Source organism: Acidovorax sp., assembly GCF_034519795.1.
GTDB lineage: Bacteria > Pseudomonadota > Gammaproteobacteria > Burkholderiales > Burkholderiaceae_C > Acidovorax.
Genome location: NZ_JAXHOB010000025.1, coordinates 1 through 16,670, shown reverse-complemented (window position 1 = coordinate 16,670; position 16,670 = coordinate 1). Strand labels below are relative to the sequence as shown.

Here is a 16,670-nt window from a genome sequence, read left to right as displayed (position 1 = left end):
ACAGCCTGCGCGGCTGGCTGCCCGCCCAATTGCGGGCCTGAGCACCAGGCCTGGGCTGCGCGCGCCTGCCTGTGCGTATACACCAGGCTGCGCGGGTATCGCTATGCATGCTTATTTCTCCGATGGGCGTGCAAGGGTTTACCCCAGTACTGTCACACAGCCTTTTTCTAATGGTCCCAGCGCCCCACCACGGGATGCCGACCGGAGACAGGTCGCGCCTTGCGACACGCCCTTGCTCCCGGTGATCTGCCCATTTCGAAGAAGTGATGAACTCCATGAAACTCAAGCTCCTTGCCCTCGCGGCCCTGACCTTTGCCGCTGGCGCCCATGCCCAGTCCAGCGTCACCCTCTTTGGCGTGGTCGACGCCTCGGTGGTGCGCATGTCCAGCAACACCAACAGCGTCACCGGCCTGTCCAGCGGCGGCCAGTCCAGCAGCCGCCTGGGCTTTCGCGGCGTGGAAGACCTGGGCGGCGGCCTCAAGGCCGGGTTCTGGCTCGAAGGCGGCCTGAACACCGACAACGGCACCGCAGCGGGCTTTCGCTTCGACCGCCGCTCCACGGTGAGCATTGCCGGCGGCTTCGGTGAAGTGCGCCTGGGCCGCGACAAGTCGCCCGCCTACCTGAACATCGAAACCTTCGATCCCTTCGGCGATTCCGGCGTGGGCGGCATCAACGGTGCCAACCTGGTCGGCAGCGCCACTTCGGCCGCCGGCACGCCCGAAGGCAGCGCTCCCAAGCGCACCAGCAACGGCCTGAACTACCTGTTGCCCGAACTGGGCGGCTTCTACGGCCAGCTGCAGTACGCGCTGGGCGAGCAACTGTCCAGCCAGGTCAATGACCGCATGGGCAACTCGCTGGCCGTGCGCGCCGGCTACGCCAACGGCCCCCTGAACGTGGCCGTGGCCTTCGGCGAGACGCGCGGCGGTGCCGCCACCGCCAACGCTGTGGACTACAAGTCCAGCAACGTGGGCGTGTCCTACAGCTTCGGCGTGGTCAAGCCCATGGCCTTGTTCGCCACCGAGCGTGGCAACGGCCGCCGCGTGGACATGCTCGGCCTGGGCGCCACCGTGCCCCTGGGCGTGGGTGAGCTGCGCGTGTCGTACACCAACTTCAAGCGCAAGGACGTGAACAATGCCGACTCGCAGAAGTTCGCCCTCGGCTATGGCCACAACCTGTCCAAGCGCACCCAGCTGTACGCCACCGTCGCACGCATCAGCAACGATGGCGCTGCCACGCGCGGCCTGGCCGTGTCGTCGTCGTCGCTGGGCAGCCCGACGATCGGTGCCGGCAACGACGTGACCGGCTACGAGTTCGGCGTGCGCCACACGTTCTGATGGCGGACGGGCCGGGGCATCTGTTGCAGCGGGTGCCCTGGCCTTGAGGCCGTGCTGTGCGCCTTCCACCTGGTGGGGATGCGAGGGGGGCGCAGCACGGACTTTCCTGCGTTACAGCAATGACAAAGCCGCCCAGGGCAGTGCCCGGGGCGGCTTTGTCATTGGGGACTGCCTGCCTGGCAGATTCTTACAGCTTTTCCTTGGCGTACGAGCCGCGGTCCATGTCCACGATCTCCACGCTCAACTGCACCTGCACGCCCTGCGGCTTGGGGGTGAGTTCGCGCAGCACGCCGGCGATCAGGTCCGACAGCTCCTTCTTGGCCTCGGGCGTGCGGCCCGAGAGCACGCGCAGCTGCGCGTGCACGAAGGCGCGTTGGGCCGGGGCGGTGCCGATTTCGAAACTGTCGGCCACCACGAAGCGGGTCTTGAGGTCCAGCTCGTCCAGCACCTGGGGGTGGGCGCACAGCGCGGCATTGAGCGCGGTCAGCGCTTCGGCCTCGGGGTAGTGCGGCAGGTTGCCGGAGTACTCGACGATGAGATGGGGCATGGCGGTTCCACGAAAGATCGGTGCACCCGGCAGAGGGCCGGTGCGGTGGGCGAAGACGCCGCGGGTGTGCGCGGCGCAGGGCCCACCAGTTTATCGGCTTATCGGGTTGGTGCCGGCATTGGCCTGCGCGGCCTGCGCCGGGGCGTCGATGGACTGCACGAAGCCGTGCAGCGCCCGCAGCATGGCCATCGGGGCCTCGATCTGCGGCCAGTGGCCGATGCCGTCGAGCGCCACCACGTCCGCCTGCGGCACCACCTCGCGGTAGCGCTGTGCCATGTGGGCGCCCGAGTTGGGGTCGGCGCTGCCGTTGACGAGGCGCACCGGCACCGCCCCGGCCACCAGCGGCGCCACCAGGCGATCGCGCAGGGCCATGCGCTCGATGTAGAAGCGCCCCACCTGGTGCGAGATGCGTCGCCCGTTGCCGTGGTTGAGCAGGGCCCAGAAATCATCGAGCAGCCCGGCCGTGGGCTGCGTGCGCGCGCCGAACAGGCCCGCCACCGTGCGCTCGAACGCGCGCCGCGGAATGTGCGGGCCGATCCACCGCCCCAGGGGGGAAGACAGCAGGTGCTGTATGGGGCGCGGCGCATAGGCTTCGGGGCACACGCCGCCATTGAGCAACAGCAGCGATTCGATGCGGCACCCCGCCTCTGGCCGCTCCACCCGGCGCGCCAGCATCTCCTGCGCAATGCTCACGCCCAGGTCGTGGGCGACGATATGGCAGCGGTGCACGCCCCGCTGCGCGAGCAGGGCATCGAGCAGATCGGCATGGTCTTGTATGCGGTAGGCGTGCGCCTCCGGCTTGTCCGAAAAGCCCATGCCCAGCAGGTCGGGCGCGATCACGCGGTAGTGTGCTGCCAGGGCGTTCCACACGCCGTGCCAGTCGTAGGAGCTCGTGGGGTAGCCATGCACCAGCAGCAAGGTGCTGCCCTGGCCGGCCTCGGCAACGAAGAGGCGCTGGCCGCGCACGGTGGCGAACTGGCCATGGTCGTGCCAGCGCTGCAGGGCGGGGGTCAGCTGGTCCATGCTGCACGCACCAGGAGCAGGGTGGCCGCCAGCTGGCACAGCAGCGTGAGCGCATGCGCCGCCTGGCGCCAGGGCAGGCGGCGGCCGAAAGCGGCTGTGCAGTAGACGATGCGGGCCAGGACAAAGGTGCAGCAGACGGCTGCCAGTGCTGTGGCCACCGTGCCGCCTGACTGTGCCAGCGCCAGCACGAGCAGGCCGAACAGCAGCGACTGCTCCAGCGTGTTGCCGTGCGTGCGCACCGCCACGGCCAGGTCCTTGTGCCCGCCGTCGCCCCAGGTCTGGCGGTGGCGCATGCGCAGGCGCGAGACCTGCAGGGACAGGGCGGTGAGCAGCAGGGCCAGTGCCGCCAGGGTGGCCGATGCGATGGTGAGGGATGCGGGCATGTCGAAAGCTGTGGGGTCCGTCAGGAAGTGGATCGCCCGAGCTTATGAATCCGCGCTGTCGCTGCCAATAGCACCAAAGGGCAGGTGCGGTGGCGGCCCCGGCCACACTGGCGGGTTCACGCGGCCGGGGTGCTTTGCAGAAAGGCGCGCAGCTTCATGGGCGCAATCGGCTTGGGCAGCAGCGGCAGGCCGGCGGCGGCGGCGCGTGCCTGCAGCTCGGGCGTCGCCTCGGCGGTGACCAGCAGGGCCGGCAGGGAATGGCCGAAGGCGCTGCGCAGGGCCGCGACCGCCTCGGGGCCCTGTACGCCGTGCGGCAGGTGCCAGTCCACCACCAGGGCATCGGGCCGTGCATGCGGTGGCTGCATCGCCTCCTGCAGGCTGGCCGCCGCAATGACTTCGCAGCCCCAGTCCTGCAGGACCTCGGTCAGCGCGAGCCGCGAGCCGGCATCGTCTTCCAGCACCATCACCCGCTGCGCCGGTGGCCCTGGCTGCGCAGTCGCCTTTTCATCCCCCATGGTGGTGACGGCGGTGCCCGCCGCAACGGGCCCCGGGGCGGTCAGCGGCAGGCACAGGGCGAAGCGGCTGCCCTGGCCCGGCTGCGATTGCACGCTGAGTTCCAGCCCCAGCAAGTCGCACAGGCGTCGGGCGGTTGCCAGCCCCAGGCCCAGCCCCTGGCTGCGGTCGCGCTCCGGATTGCCGATCTGGTAGTGCTCGTCAAAGATGCGCGGCAGCTCGGCGGCATCGATGCCCACGCCTGAGTCCTCGACGCAGACCTCCACCGTGGCGCCTTGCTCGCGGGCGCCCAGCCGCACAAAGCCTGCCGGGGTGTAGCGGATGGCGTTGGCGACCAGGTTGGAGAGCACGCGCGCCAGCAGCGCGCGGTCGCCCTCCACATGGGCCGTGGTGGGCTCCACCGTGAGCGCCAGGCCCTTGGCCTGGGCCTGCACACCGAAGGTGCCCGCCATTTCGCCGAACAGCGCCTGCAGCGCAAAGCGCGTCGGGCGGGGCGTGATGGAGCGGGCGTCCAGCCGCGACAGCTCCAGCAGCCCCTCCACCAGCGAGCCCATGCTCTCGGCGCATTCCATGAGGGTTGCCGCGAGGTAGTCCACCCGCTCACGCGATGCGGGCTGCTGCAGCGTGTATGCCAGCAGCTGCATGGCATTGAGCGGTTGGCGCAGGTCATGGCCCACGGCGGCGAGGAACTGCGCCTTGGAGGCGTGGGCCGCCTCGGCCTCCTGGCGTGCCAGCCGGGTGGCCTGGTTCTCGCGCTGCAGCGCGGCAATCAGCGCCTGTCGCTCGCGCTGCTGCTCTGCGGCCTGCGCGATGGTGCGCGCCTGGGCCCGGCCGGCGTGCCAGACGTACAGTGCCATCAGCACCGAGGCCAGCGCCAGCAGGGTGTGCAGCGGCTCCCCCACGAGCAGGTCGCGCGCGGCCAGCGGGCCGAACACACCCGCCGCATAGGCCGCCAGTGCGGGCAGATGGTGCGCCAGGTGGGCCACGCTGCCCAGCACCACGGCGGCCAGGCCGATGTGCAGGGCCATCTCGGCCACCAGGTTGGCCGGCGCCAGCAGTACCCAGCTGCCTGCGCCCCAGGCCAGGGCCTGCGCCAGGGCGCTCACCACCACCCAGCGCGCCCAGAAGGCGGCGCGCGTGCCGGGTGCGGCGGGGCTGCGCCGGTAGGCCATTCCCAGGGCGATGCGCAGGCCACGCACGGCTGCAAACGCCGCCAGCCATAGGGCGATTGCGGTGGCCGGAACATCGCGCCAGAACAGCACGCTCAGGAAGAAGGCTTCCACCACCCCCACCAGTGCCGACAGGGGCGCTCCCCGGTGCAGGGTGTCCAGGGCCTGTGCGTCCGGCGGTGCGCTGGCTGGCGCAGCCATCTACAGCAGCCCTCTCTCGCGCGCCGCCGCCACCAGGTGCGTGCGGTTGCGCGCCTGCAGCGCACCGAGCAGCGCCGTGACGTGCAGCTTGACGGTGCGCTCGGCGATGCCCAGCACCTGGGCGATGCGCTTGTTGGGCTGGCCCTGGGCCACCAGCAGCAGCACCTCCATCTGCCGGGCCGTGGGGCCAGCCAACCCGCCCGCCACATCGCCTGCCACCGCCGCAGGCTGCGTGTCGAATGCCATGCCACCTGCTGCAATGGCGCCCAGGGCAGCGGCCATGGCCTGAACGGACTGCGACTTGCCGAGAAAGCCGCTGGCGCCTGCACCACGCGCCGCCGCCTGCAGCGCCGGGTCTTCGTCCCCCGAGATCAGCACCCGCGCCACCAGGGGGAACTGCCGTGCAAAGAGCACCAGGCCCTGCAGCCCCGTGTGGGCCCCCAGGCGCTGGTCGAGCAGCACGATGTCCAGCCCCGGCTGGCCTGCGGCAGCCCGCAGACCTTCCTCCAGCGTGCAGGCCGTGTCCACCCGCGCGCCCGGCCAGGCATGGGCCAGCGCATGGGCAAAGCCGACGCAGAACAGGGGGTGGTCGTCCACCAGCAGGAGTTGGGGCATGCTGCGGATTGTGTGGCAAGCCGAGGCCGGGCTGGCACCGGGGGCGTGTGGGCCGGAGCGCTGGCGTATGGTTGACATGGGGCAAGGGGCTCTCGCCTCCAGAGGCCGCCAACCGGGCATTGCTGTACAGAATCGCGGCAGTCTGGGATGGTCCCCAGGCTGGCTGCGCACGCCTTTTCGCATTGTTGACCCACTTCGTCCGACTGCCTGCCCCGCCACCCCTGAACGATGCCGGATGCGCGTGCGCGCATGTTTTTGCTTGGGGCAGCAGCGGTATTTACCACCCTCGTTTTCAATATAACCATGACACAACAGAAATTGATCCGACGCGTGACCTTTGCCTGCCTGGCGCTGTGTGCCACCCTGGCCAATGCCCAGGGCCCGCACGCGCATTGGGAGTACAAGGGCAAGCATGGCGCAGCCCATTGGGGCGCGCTCGAACAGGGCTTCGAGGCCTGCGCGCGCGGCACGGCCCAGAGCCCTGTCGACATCCGCAAGACAGTGAAGGAGGCGCTGCCGGCGCTGGACTTCCAGTACGCATCGGGTGCCCCCACCCTGGTCAACAACGGCCATACGGTGCAGGTCAACGTGCCGGCCGGCAGCAAGCTGGTGGTGGGTGGCCGGACGCTGGAGCTGCTGCAGTTCCATTTCCACACCCCCAGCGAGGAAGCCGTGGGCGGCAAGCGCGCCGCCATGGTGGCCCACTTCGTGCACAAGGCTGAGGACGGTGGCCTGGGCGTGGTGGCCGTGTTGATCCAGCCGGGCAACAAGAAGAACCAGGCCTGGGAACCCATCTTCGCGCACCTGCCGCGCGTGGGCGAGCAGGTCACGGTCGATGGCCTGGCGCTGCACCCCGCCGCCCTGCTGCCGGAAAAGCACGGTTACTACAGCTTCGAAGGCTCGCTGACCACTCCGCCGTGCTCGGAAGGCGTGCAGTGGATGGTGCTCAAGGAGCACGTCAAGCTCAGCGCGCAGCAGATCAAGGCCTTCCGCAAGGTCTACAGCGCCAATGCGCGCCCCCTGCAGCCGCTGCATGGCCGCGTGGTCAAGGAAAGCATCTGACCTGACAGGCAGTTCCGTGCAGCCTGTGGCTGCGCGGGCTCATGCAGGCGCCTGTGCTGCGTGCCGGTGCAGTGCACGCAGCAACTGATCGACATCGTCTGCGGTGTGCACCGCAGACAGCGCAATGCGCAACCTCGCCGTCCCCACTGGCACCGTCGGCGGGCGGATCGCGGGCACCCACAGGCCCTCTGCGCGCAGGCTTTCCATCACTGCCAGCGCGGCTTCATTGCTGCCGATCACCAGCGCCTGCACGGCGGTGTGCGATGGCAGCAGGTGCCAGCCCAGCGCCGCCGGCAGGGCGGCCAGCCCGCTGCGCAGCTGCGCGATGCGCACGCCGAGCTGCTGGCGCCGGTCATCGGCCGCCGCGATCAGCTCCAGGCTCTTGCCCAAGGCGCTGGCCAGCAGCGGCGGGGCGGCGGTGGCGAAGATGTAGGTGCGCGTCTTCTGCAGCAGCCATTCGATGAGCGCGGCGTCCCCTGCCACGAAGGCGCCGGCCACCCCGGCGGCCTTGCCCAGCGTGGCCATGTAGAGCACGCGGCGCGATGCCGTAGCACCCGTGAGGCCGGCCTGCGCCAGGCTGCCGCGCCCCTGTGGCCCGAGCACGCCGAAACCATGGGCATCGTCGAGCAGCAGCAGGGCATCGAAGCGCTCGCACAGTGCCAGCAGGGCCGGGATGTCGATGAGGTCGCCGTCCATGCTGAACACGGCGTCGCTGACCACCAGCCTGCGCCGCGCGGGGCTGGCGGCCAGGGCTGCTTCCAGCGCCGCAAGGTTGGCATGCGGGTAGCGGTGAATGGTGGCACGCGACAGGCGCGCGCCATCGATCAGGCAGGCGTGGTTGAGCGCGTCGGAGAACAGCGCATCGCCCTCACCCACCAGCGCCGGGATGATGCCGGTGTTGGTGGCATAGCCGGCATAGAAGTACAGGGCGCGCGGCAGTTGCACGAAGGCCGCCAGCTCCTGCTCCAGCGCCGCGTTGGCGGCGCTGTGCCCGCTGACCAGGGGCGAGCCACCCGAGCCCACGCCGAAGCGGTGGGTGGCCTCGCGCGCAGCCTCGGCCAGTGCCGGGTGAGCGGCCAGGCCCAGGTAGTCGTTGCTGCAAAAGGCCAGCATGGGCTGCCCGTCCACCAGCAGGCGGGCGCCGCCCGCGGGCTGCACTACGCGGCGGCGGCGCAGCAGGTGGGCGCGATCGATGTCGGCCAGGCGCGCCGGAATCTCGTCGAGCCAGGAGGCAAGTGGCATGCTCATCGCCAGTGCTCCGGCAGCGCGAAGGCCAGGCTGCGTGCCTTGAGCGCGGACTGGTGCGGCACCTCGGCCAACAGGGGGGTAGCCAGCCGTGCGCGCAGGTAGGCGATGTTCTCGTCCACGGCGCTCATCGCGGGGTCCACGCGGTTGGCCACCCAGCCGGCCAGCGTGAGGCCGCGCGCGCGGATCGCCTCGGCCGTCAGCAGCGCATGGTTCAGGCAGCCCAGGCGCAGCCCCACCACCAGCACCACGGGCAGGGCGAGGGCCTGCGCCAGGTCGGCACCGGTCGTGGTGTCCGACAGCGGCACGTGAAAGCCGCCAGCGCCCTCCACCACCACGGCATCGGCCAGCGCCGCCAGGGCCTGGTAGCTGCGCACGATGGCGGCGATGTCGATCTGCACGCCGGCGCGCGCCGCCGCGATGTGCGGCGAGAGCGGGTCGGGCAGCAGCACCGGGTTGTCCAGCGCGGCCGGCACCGCCACGGTCGACGCCGCGCGCAAAGCAATCGCGTCCTCGCTGGCCCAGTCGCCGCCCCAGGGCACGACGCCGGCCGCCACCGGCTTCATGCCGACCACGCGGCGGTGGTGCCGCGCCAGCGCATGCAGCAGGCCGGCGGACACCAGCGTCTTGCCCACGCCGGTGTCGGTGCCGGTCACAAAGCATCCAATCATCAACAGGTTTCCTCTTGCAGGGTGGCGTTCAGCGCGTCGAGCGCGCCGCTGGCCAGGCAGTCCACCGCCTCGCCGTCGAGCACATAGGGTGGCATGGCATACAGCGTGTTGCCGATGGGGCGCAGCACCAGCCCGCGCGCCATGGCGTGCTGGTGGTAGCGGCGCGAAAAGTCGGGCAGGGTGGTGGCGATGTCCCAGGCCCAGACCATGCCCAGGCGCCGTGCATGGCGCACGCGCGGGTGCTGGGTGAGGGGTGTGCAAGCCGCGTCGATGCGCTGTGCCAGCACCCCATTGGCCGTGAGCGCATCCAACTGATCGAACAGCTCCAGCGTGGCCAGGGCTGCGCGGCAGGCCAGCGGGTTGCCGGTGTACGAGTGCGAATGCAAAAAGCCGCGCGCCACCTCGTCCGCATAGAAGGCCTGGTACACCGTGTCCGTGGTCAGCACCGCCGACAGCGGCAGGGTGCCACCCGTGAGGCCCTTGGACAGGCAGATGAAGTCGGGCCGTATGCCCGCCTGCTGGTGCGCGAACATCGTTCCCGTGCGGCCAAAGCCCGTGGCGATCTCGTCCACCACCAGGTGCACCTCGTAGCAGTCGCACAGCGCGCGCGCCAGGCGCAGGTATTCGGGGTCGTGCATGGCCATGCCGGCCGCGCACTGCACAAGGGGTTCCACGATCAGCGCCGCGGTGTCGGTATGGTGCTCGGCCAGCCAGGCTTCGAGCGCGGCGGCGCTGCGCCGGGCCACGTCCTGGGGGGTCTCGCCGGGCGCGGCCTGGCGCGCATCGGGGCTGGGCACGGTGGCGGCCAGACGCACCAGCGGGGCATAGGCTTCGCGGAACAGCGCGATGTCGGTCACGGCCAGGGCCCCCACGGTCTCGCCGTGGTAGCCCCCGGCCAGGCCCACGAAGCGGCTCTTGCCCGGGCGGCCCGTGTTGCGCCAGTAGTGGGCGCTCATCTTGAGCGCGATCTCGGTGGCGGCCGCGCCATCGCTGCCGTAGAACGCGTGGCCCAGGCCCGTGAGGGCGGAGAGGCGCTCCGACAGCTCGACCACCGGGGCGTGGGTGAAGCCGGCCAGCATCACATGGTCGAGGCGCTCCATCTGGTCGGCCAGGGCTGCCTTGATGTGCGGGTGGCTGTGGCCGAACAGGTTGACCCACCAGGAGCTGATGCCATCGAGGTAGCGCCGGCCATCGGTGCCGCAGAGCCAGGGGCCTTGCGCGCGCGCGATGGCCACGGGCGGCTGGGCCTCGTGCCGCTTCATCTGCGTGCAGGGATGCCAGACATGGGCCAGGCTGCGGGCGACCAGGTTGTCGCCGGTTGCCGGTGTCATCGGTGCCGTGGCCATGCTCACACGGCCTGCGTGGGCACCGCATGGCGCAGCGCGGTCTGGCGGTTGCGCTCGTCCACGAACACCAATTGCGGCACGTGGCCAGCCACCTGCTCCTCGTGCACCTGGGCAAAGGCGGCAATGATGATGAGGTCGCCCTCGGATGCGCGGCGCGCGGCCGAGCCGTTGACCGAAATCATGCCGCTGCCGCGCTGGCCCTTGATGGCATAGGTGACGAAGCGCTCGCCATTGTTGATGTTCCAGATGTGGATCTGCTCGTTCTCGGCGATGTTGGCGGCATCGAGCAGGTCTTCGTCGATGGCGCACGAGCCTTCGTAGTGCAGCTCGCACTGGGTCACGGCGACGCGGTGGATCTTGGATTTGAGCAGGGTGCGGAACATCGGGCTTCCTCGGGTTGAAGTCAGGGAGGTGTGGCGGGGCCTGCCAGGCAGGCAGGGGGCTCAGTGCGCAGCGAAGTCGAGCGCGCAGCTGTCGCCCAGCGCCTCGCGCCACACGCGCACGCGGCTCACGCGCGGGCGCAGCTCGGCCGGCAGGGCCTGCGCGATGAACAGGCACAGGTTTTCGAGCGTGGGAATGCCCAGCCCGGGCACTTCGTCGAGCATGTGGTGGTCAAGCTGCTCGCGCACCACCTCCAGAGCGCGGCGCAGCTGGCCCAGGTCCAGCACCATGCCGGTGGCGGGGTCGCGCGGGCCGCTCAGGCAGACCTCGGCATGGTATGTGTGGCCGTGGATACGGCGGCTGCCTTCGGCCTCGATCTCACGGCGCAGGGTGTGGGCCGCGTCGAAGAAGAAGCGCTGGGAAATCGTGAACTGCATGGCAAACAAAGCGGGGGACTAGCGGATGCCGCTGATCTTGTGGGTCTGCAGGCTCAGCCGCCAGGCGGGCTGCTCCATGCAGGTGGCGATGCACAGGGCGATGTGGGCGGCCTGGTCGGGCCCGTCCATGGGCTGCAGGAAGCGCTGGGTGAACTGCCCGGTGGCGGCGATGGCCGCCAGGTCCATGCCGGCCTGGGGCCAGACGAGCTTGAGCTCCTGGCCCTGCTGCTGCACCCAGGTCGCGCCGGCCTTGGGGCTCACGCACAGCCAGTCGATGCCCGGCGGTGCGGCCACCGTGCCATTGGTCTCCACGGCAATGCGGAACTGCCGTGCGTGCAGGGCCTCGATCAGGGCCGCATCGACCTGCAGCAGGGGCTCGCCACCCGTGAGCACCACCAGGCGGTGATCGGCATCGTGGGCCGGCCACTGGGCCGCAATGCGCTCGGCCAGGGCATCGGCCGTGGCGAACTTGCCACCCAGGGTGCCGTCGGTGCCCACGAAGTCGGTATCGCAGAAGCGGCAGATGGCGCTGGCGCGGTCGGCCTCGCGGCCACTCCAGAGGTTGCAGCCCGCAAAGCGGCAGAACACGGCGGGCATGCCTGCCTGCCCGCCTTCGCCTTGCAGGGTGTAGAAAATTTCCTTGACGCTGTAGGTCATACCTTGTCAGGCCACTGGGGGCACGAGGATGGTGGGCGCGGCGGGGGCGGCCAGCTCGGGGTAGTCGCGGCTGAAATGCAGGCCCCGGCTCTCGCGGCGCATTTGCGCGCTGCGCACGATGAGCTCGGCCACCTGCACCAGGTTGCGCAGCTCCAGCAGGTCGCGCGTGACGTGGAAGTGCGAGTAGAACTCGTGGATCTCGCCCTGCAGCAGCGCGATGCGATGGGCCGCGCGGTCCAGGCGCTTGTTGGTGCGCACGATGCCCACGTAGTCCCACATGAAGCGGCGCAGCTCGTCCCAGTTGTGCGAGATGACCACGCATTCGTCGGCATCGGTCACGCGGCTGTCGTCCCACCGGGGCAGCTCGGGCAGAGTAGCCGCAGGCGCTGCGGCGATGGCCTGGGCGGCCGCGCGCGCGAACACCATGCACTCCACCAGCGAGTTGCTGGCCAGCCGGTTGGCGCCGTGCAGGCCCGTGCACGCCGTCTCGCCGATGGCGAAGAGGCCCGGCAGGTCGGTGCGGCCTGCCAGGTCGGTGAGCACGCCGCCGCAGGTGTAGTGCGCGGCCGGCACCACGGGGATGGGCTCCTTGGTGATGTCGATCCCCAGCTCAGCACAGCGCGCCAGGATGTTGGGGAAATGCTCCTGCAAAAATTCCGGGCTCTGGTGCGAGATATCCAGGTGCACGCAATCGAGGCCGCGCTTTTTCATCTCGTAGTCGATGGCGCGGGCCACCACGTCGCGCGGCGCCAGTTCGGCGCGCTCGTCGTGCTGCGGCATGAAGCGCGTGCCGCCGGCCGATGCAGGCAGCTTGAGCAGGCCACCCTCGCCGCGCACGGCCTCGGTGATCAAAAACGACTTGGCGTGCGGGTGGTACAGGCAGGTCGGGTGGAACTGGATGAACTCCAGGTTCGCCACGCGGCAGCCCGCGCGCCAGGCGGCCGCGATGCCGTCGCCCGTGGCCGTGTCGGGGTTGGTGGTGTACAGGTAGACCTTGCCGGCCCCGCCCGTGGCCAGGATGGTCTGCGGCGCGCGGAAGGTGAGGACCTCGTCGGTGGCTTCGTCCAGCGCGTACAGGCCGAGGCACCGGTCGGAGCCCTTGGCACCCAGCTTGCGTGCCGTGATCAGGTCCACCAGCGTGTGCTGCTCGAACAGCGTGATGCCCGGCGTGGCGCGCACCACGTCGATCAGCGTGCGCTGCACGGCGGCACCGGTGGCGTCGGTGGCATGCACGATGCGCCGCGCACTGTGCCCGCCCTCGCGCGTGAGGTGCAGGGCGCCGTCTTCCAGCGAAAACGGCACACCCAACTGCTGCAGCCAGGCAATGGCATCGGGCGCGTTCTCCACCACGAAGCGGGTGGCGGCCAGGTCGCACAGGCCGGCCCCGGCCACCAGGGTGTCGTCCACATGCGCGCCAAAGCTGTCCCCGTCGGCCAGCACGGCGGCAATACCGCCCTGGGCCCAGGCACTGGCACCATCGTGCAGCTGGCGCTTGGTGACCACCGCCACGCGGTGCGTGGGCGCCAGGTGCAGCGCGGCCGAAAGCCCGGCGAGGCCGCTGCCTACGATGAGAACGTCGAAGTCGTGAGATGCCATGGCTTGCAGGAATGGGTGAGGTGAGACCATGGCCGCCCGCCATGGCCAGGAATCAGGCGGCGGTCGTCGTCAGGCGGGCGTGTAGGCCAGGCGCACGTAGATGGGGGCAAACGCCTCGGCCTGGGTGATCTCGATCAGCGTCTCCTTGGCCAGCTCCAGCAGCGCGATGAAGGTCACCACCAGCACGGTGCTGCCGCGCTCGGGCTCGAAAAGCTCTTCGAACTCCACGAAGCGGCGGCCCTGCAGCGTCTTGAGCACCATGCTCATGTACTCGCGCACCGAGAGTTCCTCGCGCGTGATCTTGTGGTGCTGCACCAGCTTGGCGCGTTTCATGATGTCGCGCCAGGCCTCCTGCAGCTCCACCACGTGCACGTCGGGAAAGCGCGGCTGCAGGCTTTGCTCGATATAGACCTGGGCCTTGAGGAAGTCGCGCCCGTACTGCGGCAGCTGCGACAGGCGCATGCCGGCCATCTTCATCTGCTCGTATTCGAGCAGGCGGCGCACCAGCTCGGCCCGGGGGTCGACGGGCTCCTCGCCCTCGGCCTGCTTCTTGGGCGGCAGCAGCATGCGCGACTTGATCTCGATCAGCATCGCCGCCATCAGCAGGTACTCGGCGGCCAGCTCCAGGTTGCGGCTGCGGATCTCGTCCACATACGCCAGGTACTGCTTGGTCACCCCCACCATGGGGATGTCCAGGATGTTGAAGTTCTGCTTTCTGATCAGGTACAGCAGCAAATCCAGCGGCCCTTCGAAGGCTTCGAGGAAGACTTCGAGTGCATCCGGCGGGATGTACAGGTCATTGGGCAGGGCGAACAGCGGCTCGCCATACAGGCGCGCCAGGGCAACCTGGTCCACCACGTCGGGCATGCCCTGGTCCTGGACCGCGGCATCGGCTTCGCTCGCGCTGCTGCTCATCAATTGCTATGAAATAGAGAGCTTCAAACGCTGTTTGGAAAAGCGATGGAAGCCGTTTTCATGCGAGCAACTCGCTCAGTCCGCGTTGGTCTGGTAGACGTAGGGCTTTTGCTCGACCTGGCCTTCGCGGTACTCGCCCCAGATCTTGCGGTCCACCTGCTTGTCCCACAGCAGGGCGCGGCCTGCCACCTGCTGGGCGTCCAGCTCGGGCCGGCTCGCCTTGAGCTGGTTGATGAACTGCGTGGTGTCGGATTGGTAATCGGGGCGGCGGAAAATGGACATGGACTGGTAACCTCTTTTCCTTGATTTTACCGGGATGACCCCATGCCCCCATTTTTTCGTGCCGCGGCAGCCGCGATCACCACCCTGGCACTGCTCGCTGCCGCCGGTTGCGACCCCCAGCGCATCAGCGAACTGCAGCCCGGCGTGTCCACCGAGGCGGACGTGCGCGACCGCTTCGGCGTGCCCGAGAACACCTGGAACGAGGCCGACGGCAGCCGCACCTTCGAGTACAACCGCCAGCCGGCCGGCCAGGTCAACTACATGATCGCCATCGGGGCCGACGGCAAGCTGATCGCCGTGCACCAGGTGCTCACGCCCGAGAACTTCGCCCGGGTGCAGCCCGGCATGGGCATGGACGCCGTGCGCCGCCTGCTGGGCAAGGCCGCCAAGGTGTCGCCGTACCCGCTCAAGGACGAGATCCACGTGCAGTGGCGCTTTGCCAACGCGCGCAACGAGCCGCAGGTGTTCACCGTGGTCCAGGGGCCGGGCGCGAAGGTGCTGCGCACCGAGACCGGGCCCGACCTGGATGCCCCGGAGTTCAAGGGCGGCAAATAACGGCGCTTACACGTTCACGCCCGTGCCGCCCTGTGCGGCCAGGCGGTCGGCAAAGCCCGAGCGCTCCATCAGCGAGCGCGGCTGCTCGTGCAGGTGCACGATCTGCAGGTGGCCGCCGCGTTGCGCCACCGCCTTGAGCACCTGGCCGAGCGCATCGAGGCCGGTGGTGTCGAGCGCCACGAGCTCGCTCGCGTCCAGCACTACGTCCATGCCGGCGGGGCCGGCCTCCACCGCCTGCACGATGGGGTCGACCTTGGCGGCCGCGCCGAAGAACAGTGCGCCGTGCAGGCGCCAGGTCTGGGTGGCCCGCCCCGGCGTTGCCGTGGCAGGCGGCTGCAGCTCGGCCCTGAACAGCCCGCTCATGCGCCGCACGAACAGCGCGCAGGCCATGAACAGGCCCACCTCCACCGCCACCGTGAGGTCGAACACCACGGTGAGGAAGAAGGTGCCCAGCATCAGCAGCCGGTAGTGGTTGCTGAAGTGGCGCAGGCGCACAAACTCGTGCCACTCGCCCATGTTCCAGGCCACGAACAGCAGGATGCCCGCCAGCACGGCCAGTGGAATGTGCAGCGCCAGGGGGGCCGCCGCAAGCACGATGACCGCCAGCGTGGCCGCATGCACGATACCGGCGATGGGCGAGGTGGCACCCGAGCGGATGTTGGTCACCGTGCGGGCGATGGTGCCCGTGGCCGGCATGCCGCCGAAGAAGGGCACGACCAGGTTGGCCAGGCCCTGGGCCATGAGTTCCTGGTTGGGGTCGTGCTTGCGGTGGTGGGGGTCGGTGGCCAACTGGTCGGCCACCCGGGCGCACAGCAGCGATTCGATGGCGCCCAGCAGGGCGATGGTGAGCGTGGGTGTGACCAAGAGGCGCACCGTCTCCCACGAGAAGTCGGGCAGCACGAAGGCCGGCAGGCCCTGCGGAATGCCGCCAAAGCGCGAGCCGATGGTCTCCACCGGGAATTCCAGGCCCCAGGCCAGCAGACTCAGCGTGACCAGGGCCACTACCGGCGCGGGCACGCGCGCGAAGCTGCGCACGCGGTAGCCGTCCATGAGTTTGATCACCGGCGAGCCGCTCATGAACAGGCGCGGCCAGACGAACAGCCCCACCAGGCAGACGGCGCCCAGACCGAAGGCATAGGGGTTGAAGCTGCCGATGTGCTGCGCCACCGTGCCCATCTGCGAGAAGAAGTCGCCCGGCATGCGCGCGATGGACAGGCCCAGCCAGTCCTTGACCTGCGAGAGCGCGATCAGCACGGCGATGCCGTTGGTGAAGCCGATGACGATGCTCACCGGCACGAAGCGCACCAGCGTGCCCAGGCGGAACAGGCCCAGCAGCACCAGCAGCACGCCAGCGCAGGCGGTGGAAATCAGCAGGTTGGCCACGCCATGGCGCTCGACGATGCCGTAGACGATGACGATGAAGGCCCCTGCCGGTCCGCCGATCTGCGCATTGGTGCCGCCCAGCGCCGAGATCAGGAAGCCGGCGATGATGGCCGTCCACAGCCCCGCCCCCGGTGGCAGGCCGCTGGCAATCGCAAAGGCCATGGCCAGGGGCAGGGCCACGATGCCCACGGTGATGCCCGCACCCACGTCGGCCAGGCAGCGGCTGCGGTTGTAGCCGCGCAGGGCATCGATCAGCCGCGGGTGGAAGGCGAAGGACAGCTGCATGGGAGGTGGTTTCCAGTGTATTCCCCGGGCCGGTGGGTACAACCACCGGTCGCCGGCCCGAACGGGTGCC

Annotated in this window: 18 protein-coding genes; 3 read left to right on the top strand and 15 right to left on the bottom strand. The window is 69.6% G+C overall.

The features are described 5' to 3' along the window. The first annotated feature begins 275 nt into the window (after positions 1 to 275). Positions 276 to 1,334, top strand: a complete 1,059-nt coding sequence (locus U5N23_RS27125; RefSeq protein ID WP_322595817.1) for a porin — start codon at positions 276 to 278, stop codon at positions 1,332 to 1,334. Positions 1,335 to 1,521: 187 nt separating this feature from the next. On the opposite strand, the gene U5N23_RS27120 is transcribed toward U5N23_RS27125, so the two are convergent. The 5 genes from U5N23_RS27120 to U5N23_RS27100 all read right to left on the bottom strand — a co-directional run bounded on the left by U5N23_RS27120 (position 1,522) and on the right by U5N23_RS27100 (position 5,785). Then, entirely contained in the window at positions 1,522 to 1,881 is a 360-nt protein-coding gene (locus tag U5N23_RS27120) for a 5-carboxymethyl-2-hydroxymuconate Delta-isomerase (RefSeq protein ID WP_322595816.1), read from the bottom strand. 90 nt (positions 1,882 to 1,971) lie between these two features. Next, positions 1,972 to 2,904, bottom strand: coding sequence for an alpha/beta fold hydrolase (locus tag U5N23_RS27115; protein ID WP_322595815.1), 933 nt, complete (start codon positions 2,902 to 2,904; stop codon positions 1,972 to 1,974). Continuing rightward, complete coding sequence (locus tag U5N23_RS27110; protein WP_322595814.1) at positions 2,892 to 3,287, bottom strand: MAPEG family protein; 396 nt, start codon at positions 3,285 to 3,287, stop codon at positions 2,892 to 2,894. Before U5N23_RS27110 ends, U5N23_RS27115 begins: the two co-directional genes overlap by 13 nt. A 116-nt stretch (positions 3,288 to 3,403) precedes the next feature. Continuing rightward, positions 3,404 to 5,170 carry a hybrid sensor histidine kinase/response regulator gene (locus U5N23_RS27105; RefSeq protein WP_322595813.1) on the bottom strand — a complete coding sequence of 589 codons (1,767 nt, stop codon included), beginning with the start codon at positions 5,168 to 5,170 and terminating at the stop codon, positions 3,404 to 3,406. Then, complete coding sequence (locus U5N23_RS27100; protein ID WP_322595812.1) at positions 5,171 to 5,785, bottom strand: response regulator transcription factor; 615 nt, start codon at positions 5,783 to 5,785, stop codon at positions 5,171 to 5,173. It lies immediately after the preceding gene. A gap of 303 nt (positions 5,786 to 6,088) precedes the next feature. On the opposite strand from U5N23_RS27100, the gene U5N23_RS27095 reads away from it, so the two are divergent. Beyond that, on the top strand, positions 6,089 to 6,847 hold the full coding sequence (locus U5N23_RS27095) for a carbonic anhydrase family protein (protein WP_322595811.1): 759 nt from the start codon (positions 6,089 to 6,091) through the stop codon (positions 6,845 to 6,847). Positions 6,848 to 6,886: 39 nt separating this feature from the next. Here U5N23_RS27095 and bioF read toward each other — a convergent pair whose 3' ends face one another. The 9 genes from bioF to U5N23_RS27050 form a co-directional block, all read right to left on the bottom strand. After that, positions 6,887 to 8,095, bottom strand: coding sequence for an 8-amino-7-oxononanoate synthase (gene bioF, locus U5N23_RS27090; RefSeq protein ID WP_322595810.1), 1,209 nt, complete (start codon positions 8,093 to 8,095; stop codon positions 6,887 to 6,889). After that, entirely contained in the window at positions 8,092 to 8,763 is a 672-nt protein-coding gene (gene bioD / locus U5N23_RS27085) for a dethiobiotin synthase (protein WP_322595809.1), read from the bottom strand. Before bioD ends, bioF begins: the two co-directional genes overlap by 4 nt. Further along, complete coding sequence (gene bioA, locus U5N23_RS27080) at positions 8,763 to 10,109, bottom strand: adenosylmethionine--8-amino-7-oxononanoate transaminase (RefSeq protein WP_416208676.1); 1,347 nt, start codon at positions 10,107 to 10,109, stop codon at positions 8,763 to 8,765. Before bioA ends, bioD begins: the two co-directional genes overlap by 1 nt. Before the next feature lie 2 nt (positions 10,110 to 10,111). Beyond that, positions 10,112 to 10,492: an aspartate 1-decarboxylase gene (panD, locus tag U5N23_RS27075; protein ID WP_322595808.1), complete on the bottom strand. Its 381-nt coding sequence runs from the start codon at positions 10,490 to 10,492 to the stop codon at positions 10,112 to 10,114. 60 nt (positions 10,493 to 10,552) lie between these two features. Then, on the bottom strand, positions 10,553 to 10,927 hold the full coding sequence (locus tag U5N23_RS27070; protein WP_322595807.1) for a 6-carboxytetrahydropterin synthase: 375 nt from the start codon (positions 10,925 to 10,927) through the stop codon (positions 10,553 to 10,555). An 18-nt stretch (positions 10,928 to 10,945) separates the two neighbouring features. Continuing rightward, positions 10,946 to 11,584, bottom strand: a complete 639-nt coding sequence (queE, locus tag U5N23_RS27065) for a 7-carboxy-7-deazaguanine synthase (RefSeq protein ID WP_322595806.1) — start codon at positions 11,582 to 11,584, stop codon at positions 10,946 to 10,948. A 6-nt stretch (positions 11,585 to 11,590) separates the two neighbouring features. Further along, positions 11,591 to 13,180 (bottom strand): L-aspartate oxidase, encoded by a 1,590-nt coding sequence (gene nadB / locus U5N23_RS27060; protein ID WP_322595805.1) that lies wholly within the window; start codon positions 13,178 to 13,180, stop codon positions 11,591 to 11,593. Between the two features lie 69 nt (positions 13,181 to 13,249). Then, positions 13,250 to 14,095: a segregation and condensation protein A gene (locus U5N23_RS27055; protein WP_007861234.1), complete on the bottom strand. Its 846-nt coding sequence runs from the start codon at positions 14,093 to 14,095 to the stop codon at positions 13,250 to 13,252. Between the two features lie 75 nt (positions 14,096 to 14,170). Further along, positions 14,171 to 14,377 (bottom strand): DUF3460 family protein, encoded by a 207-nt coding sequence (locus U5N23_RS27050; protein WP_007861239.1) that lies wholly within the window; start codon positions 14,375 to 14,377, stop codon positions 14,171 to 14,173. A 42-nt stretch (positions 14,378 to 14,419) separates the two neighbouring features. Here U5N23_RS27050 and U5N23_RS27045 point away from each other — a divergent pair, with 42 nt between their 5' ends. Further along, complete coding sequence (locus U5N23_RS27045) at positions 14,420 to 14,932, top strand: outer membrane protein assembly factor BamE (protein WP_322595804.1); 513 nt, start codon at positions 14,420 to 14,422, stop codon at positions 14,930 to 14,932. Between the two features lie 6 nt (positions 14,933 to 14,938). Here U5N23_RS27045 and U5N23_RS27040 read toward each other — a convergent pair whose 3' ends face one another. Beyond that, complete coding sequence (locus U5N23_RS27040; protein ID WP_322595803.1) at positions 14,939 to 16,600, bottom strand: SulP family inorganic anion transporter; 1,662 nt, start codon at positions 16,598 to 16,600, stop codon at positions 14,939 to 14,941. Positions 16,601 to 16,670 lie beyond the last annotated feature (70 nt).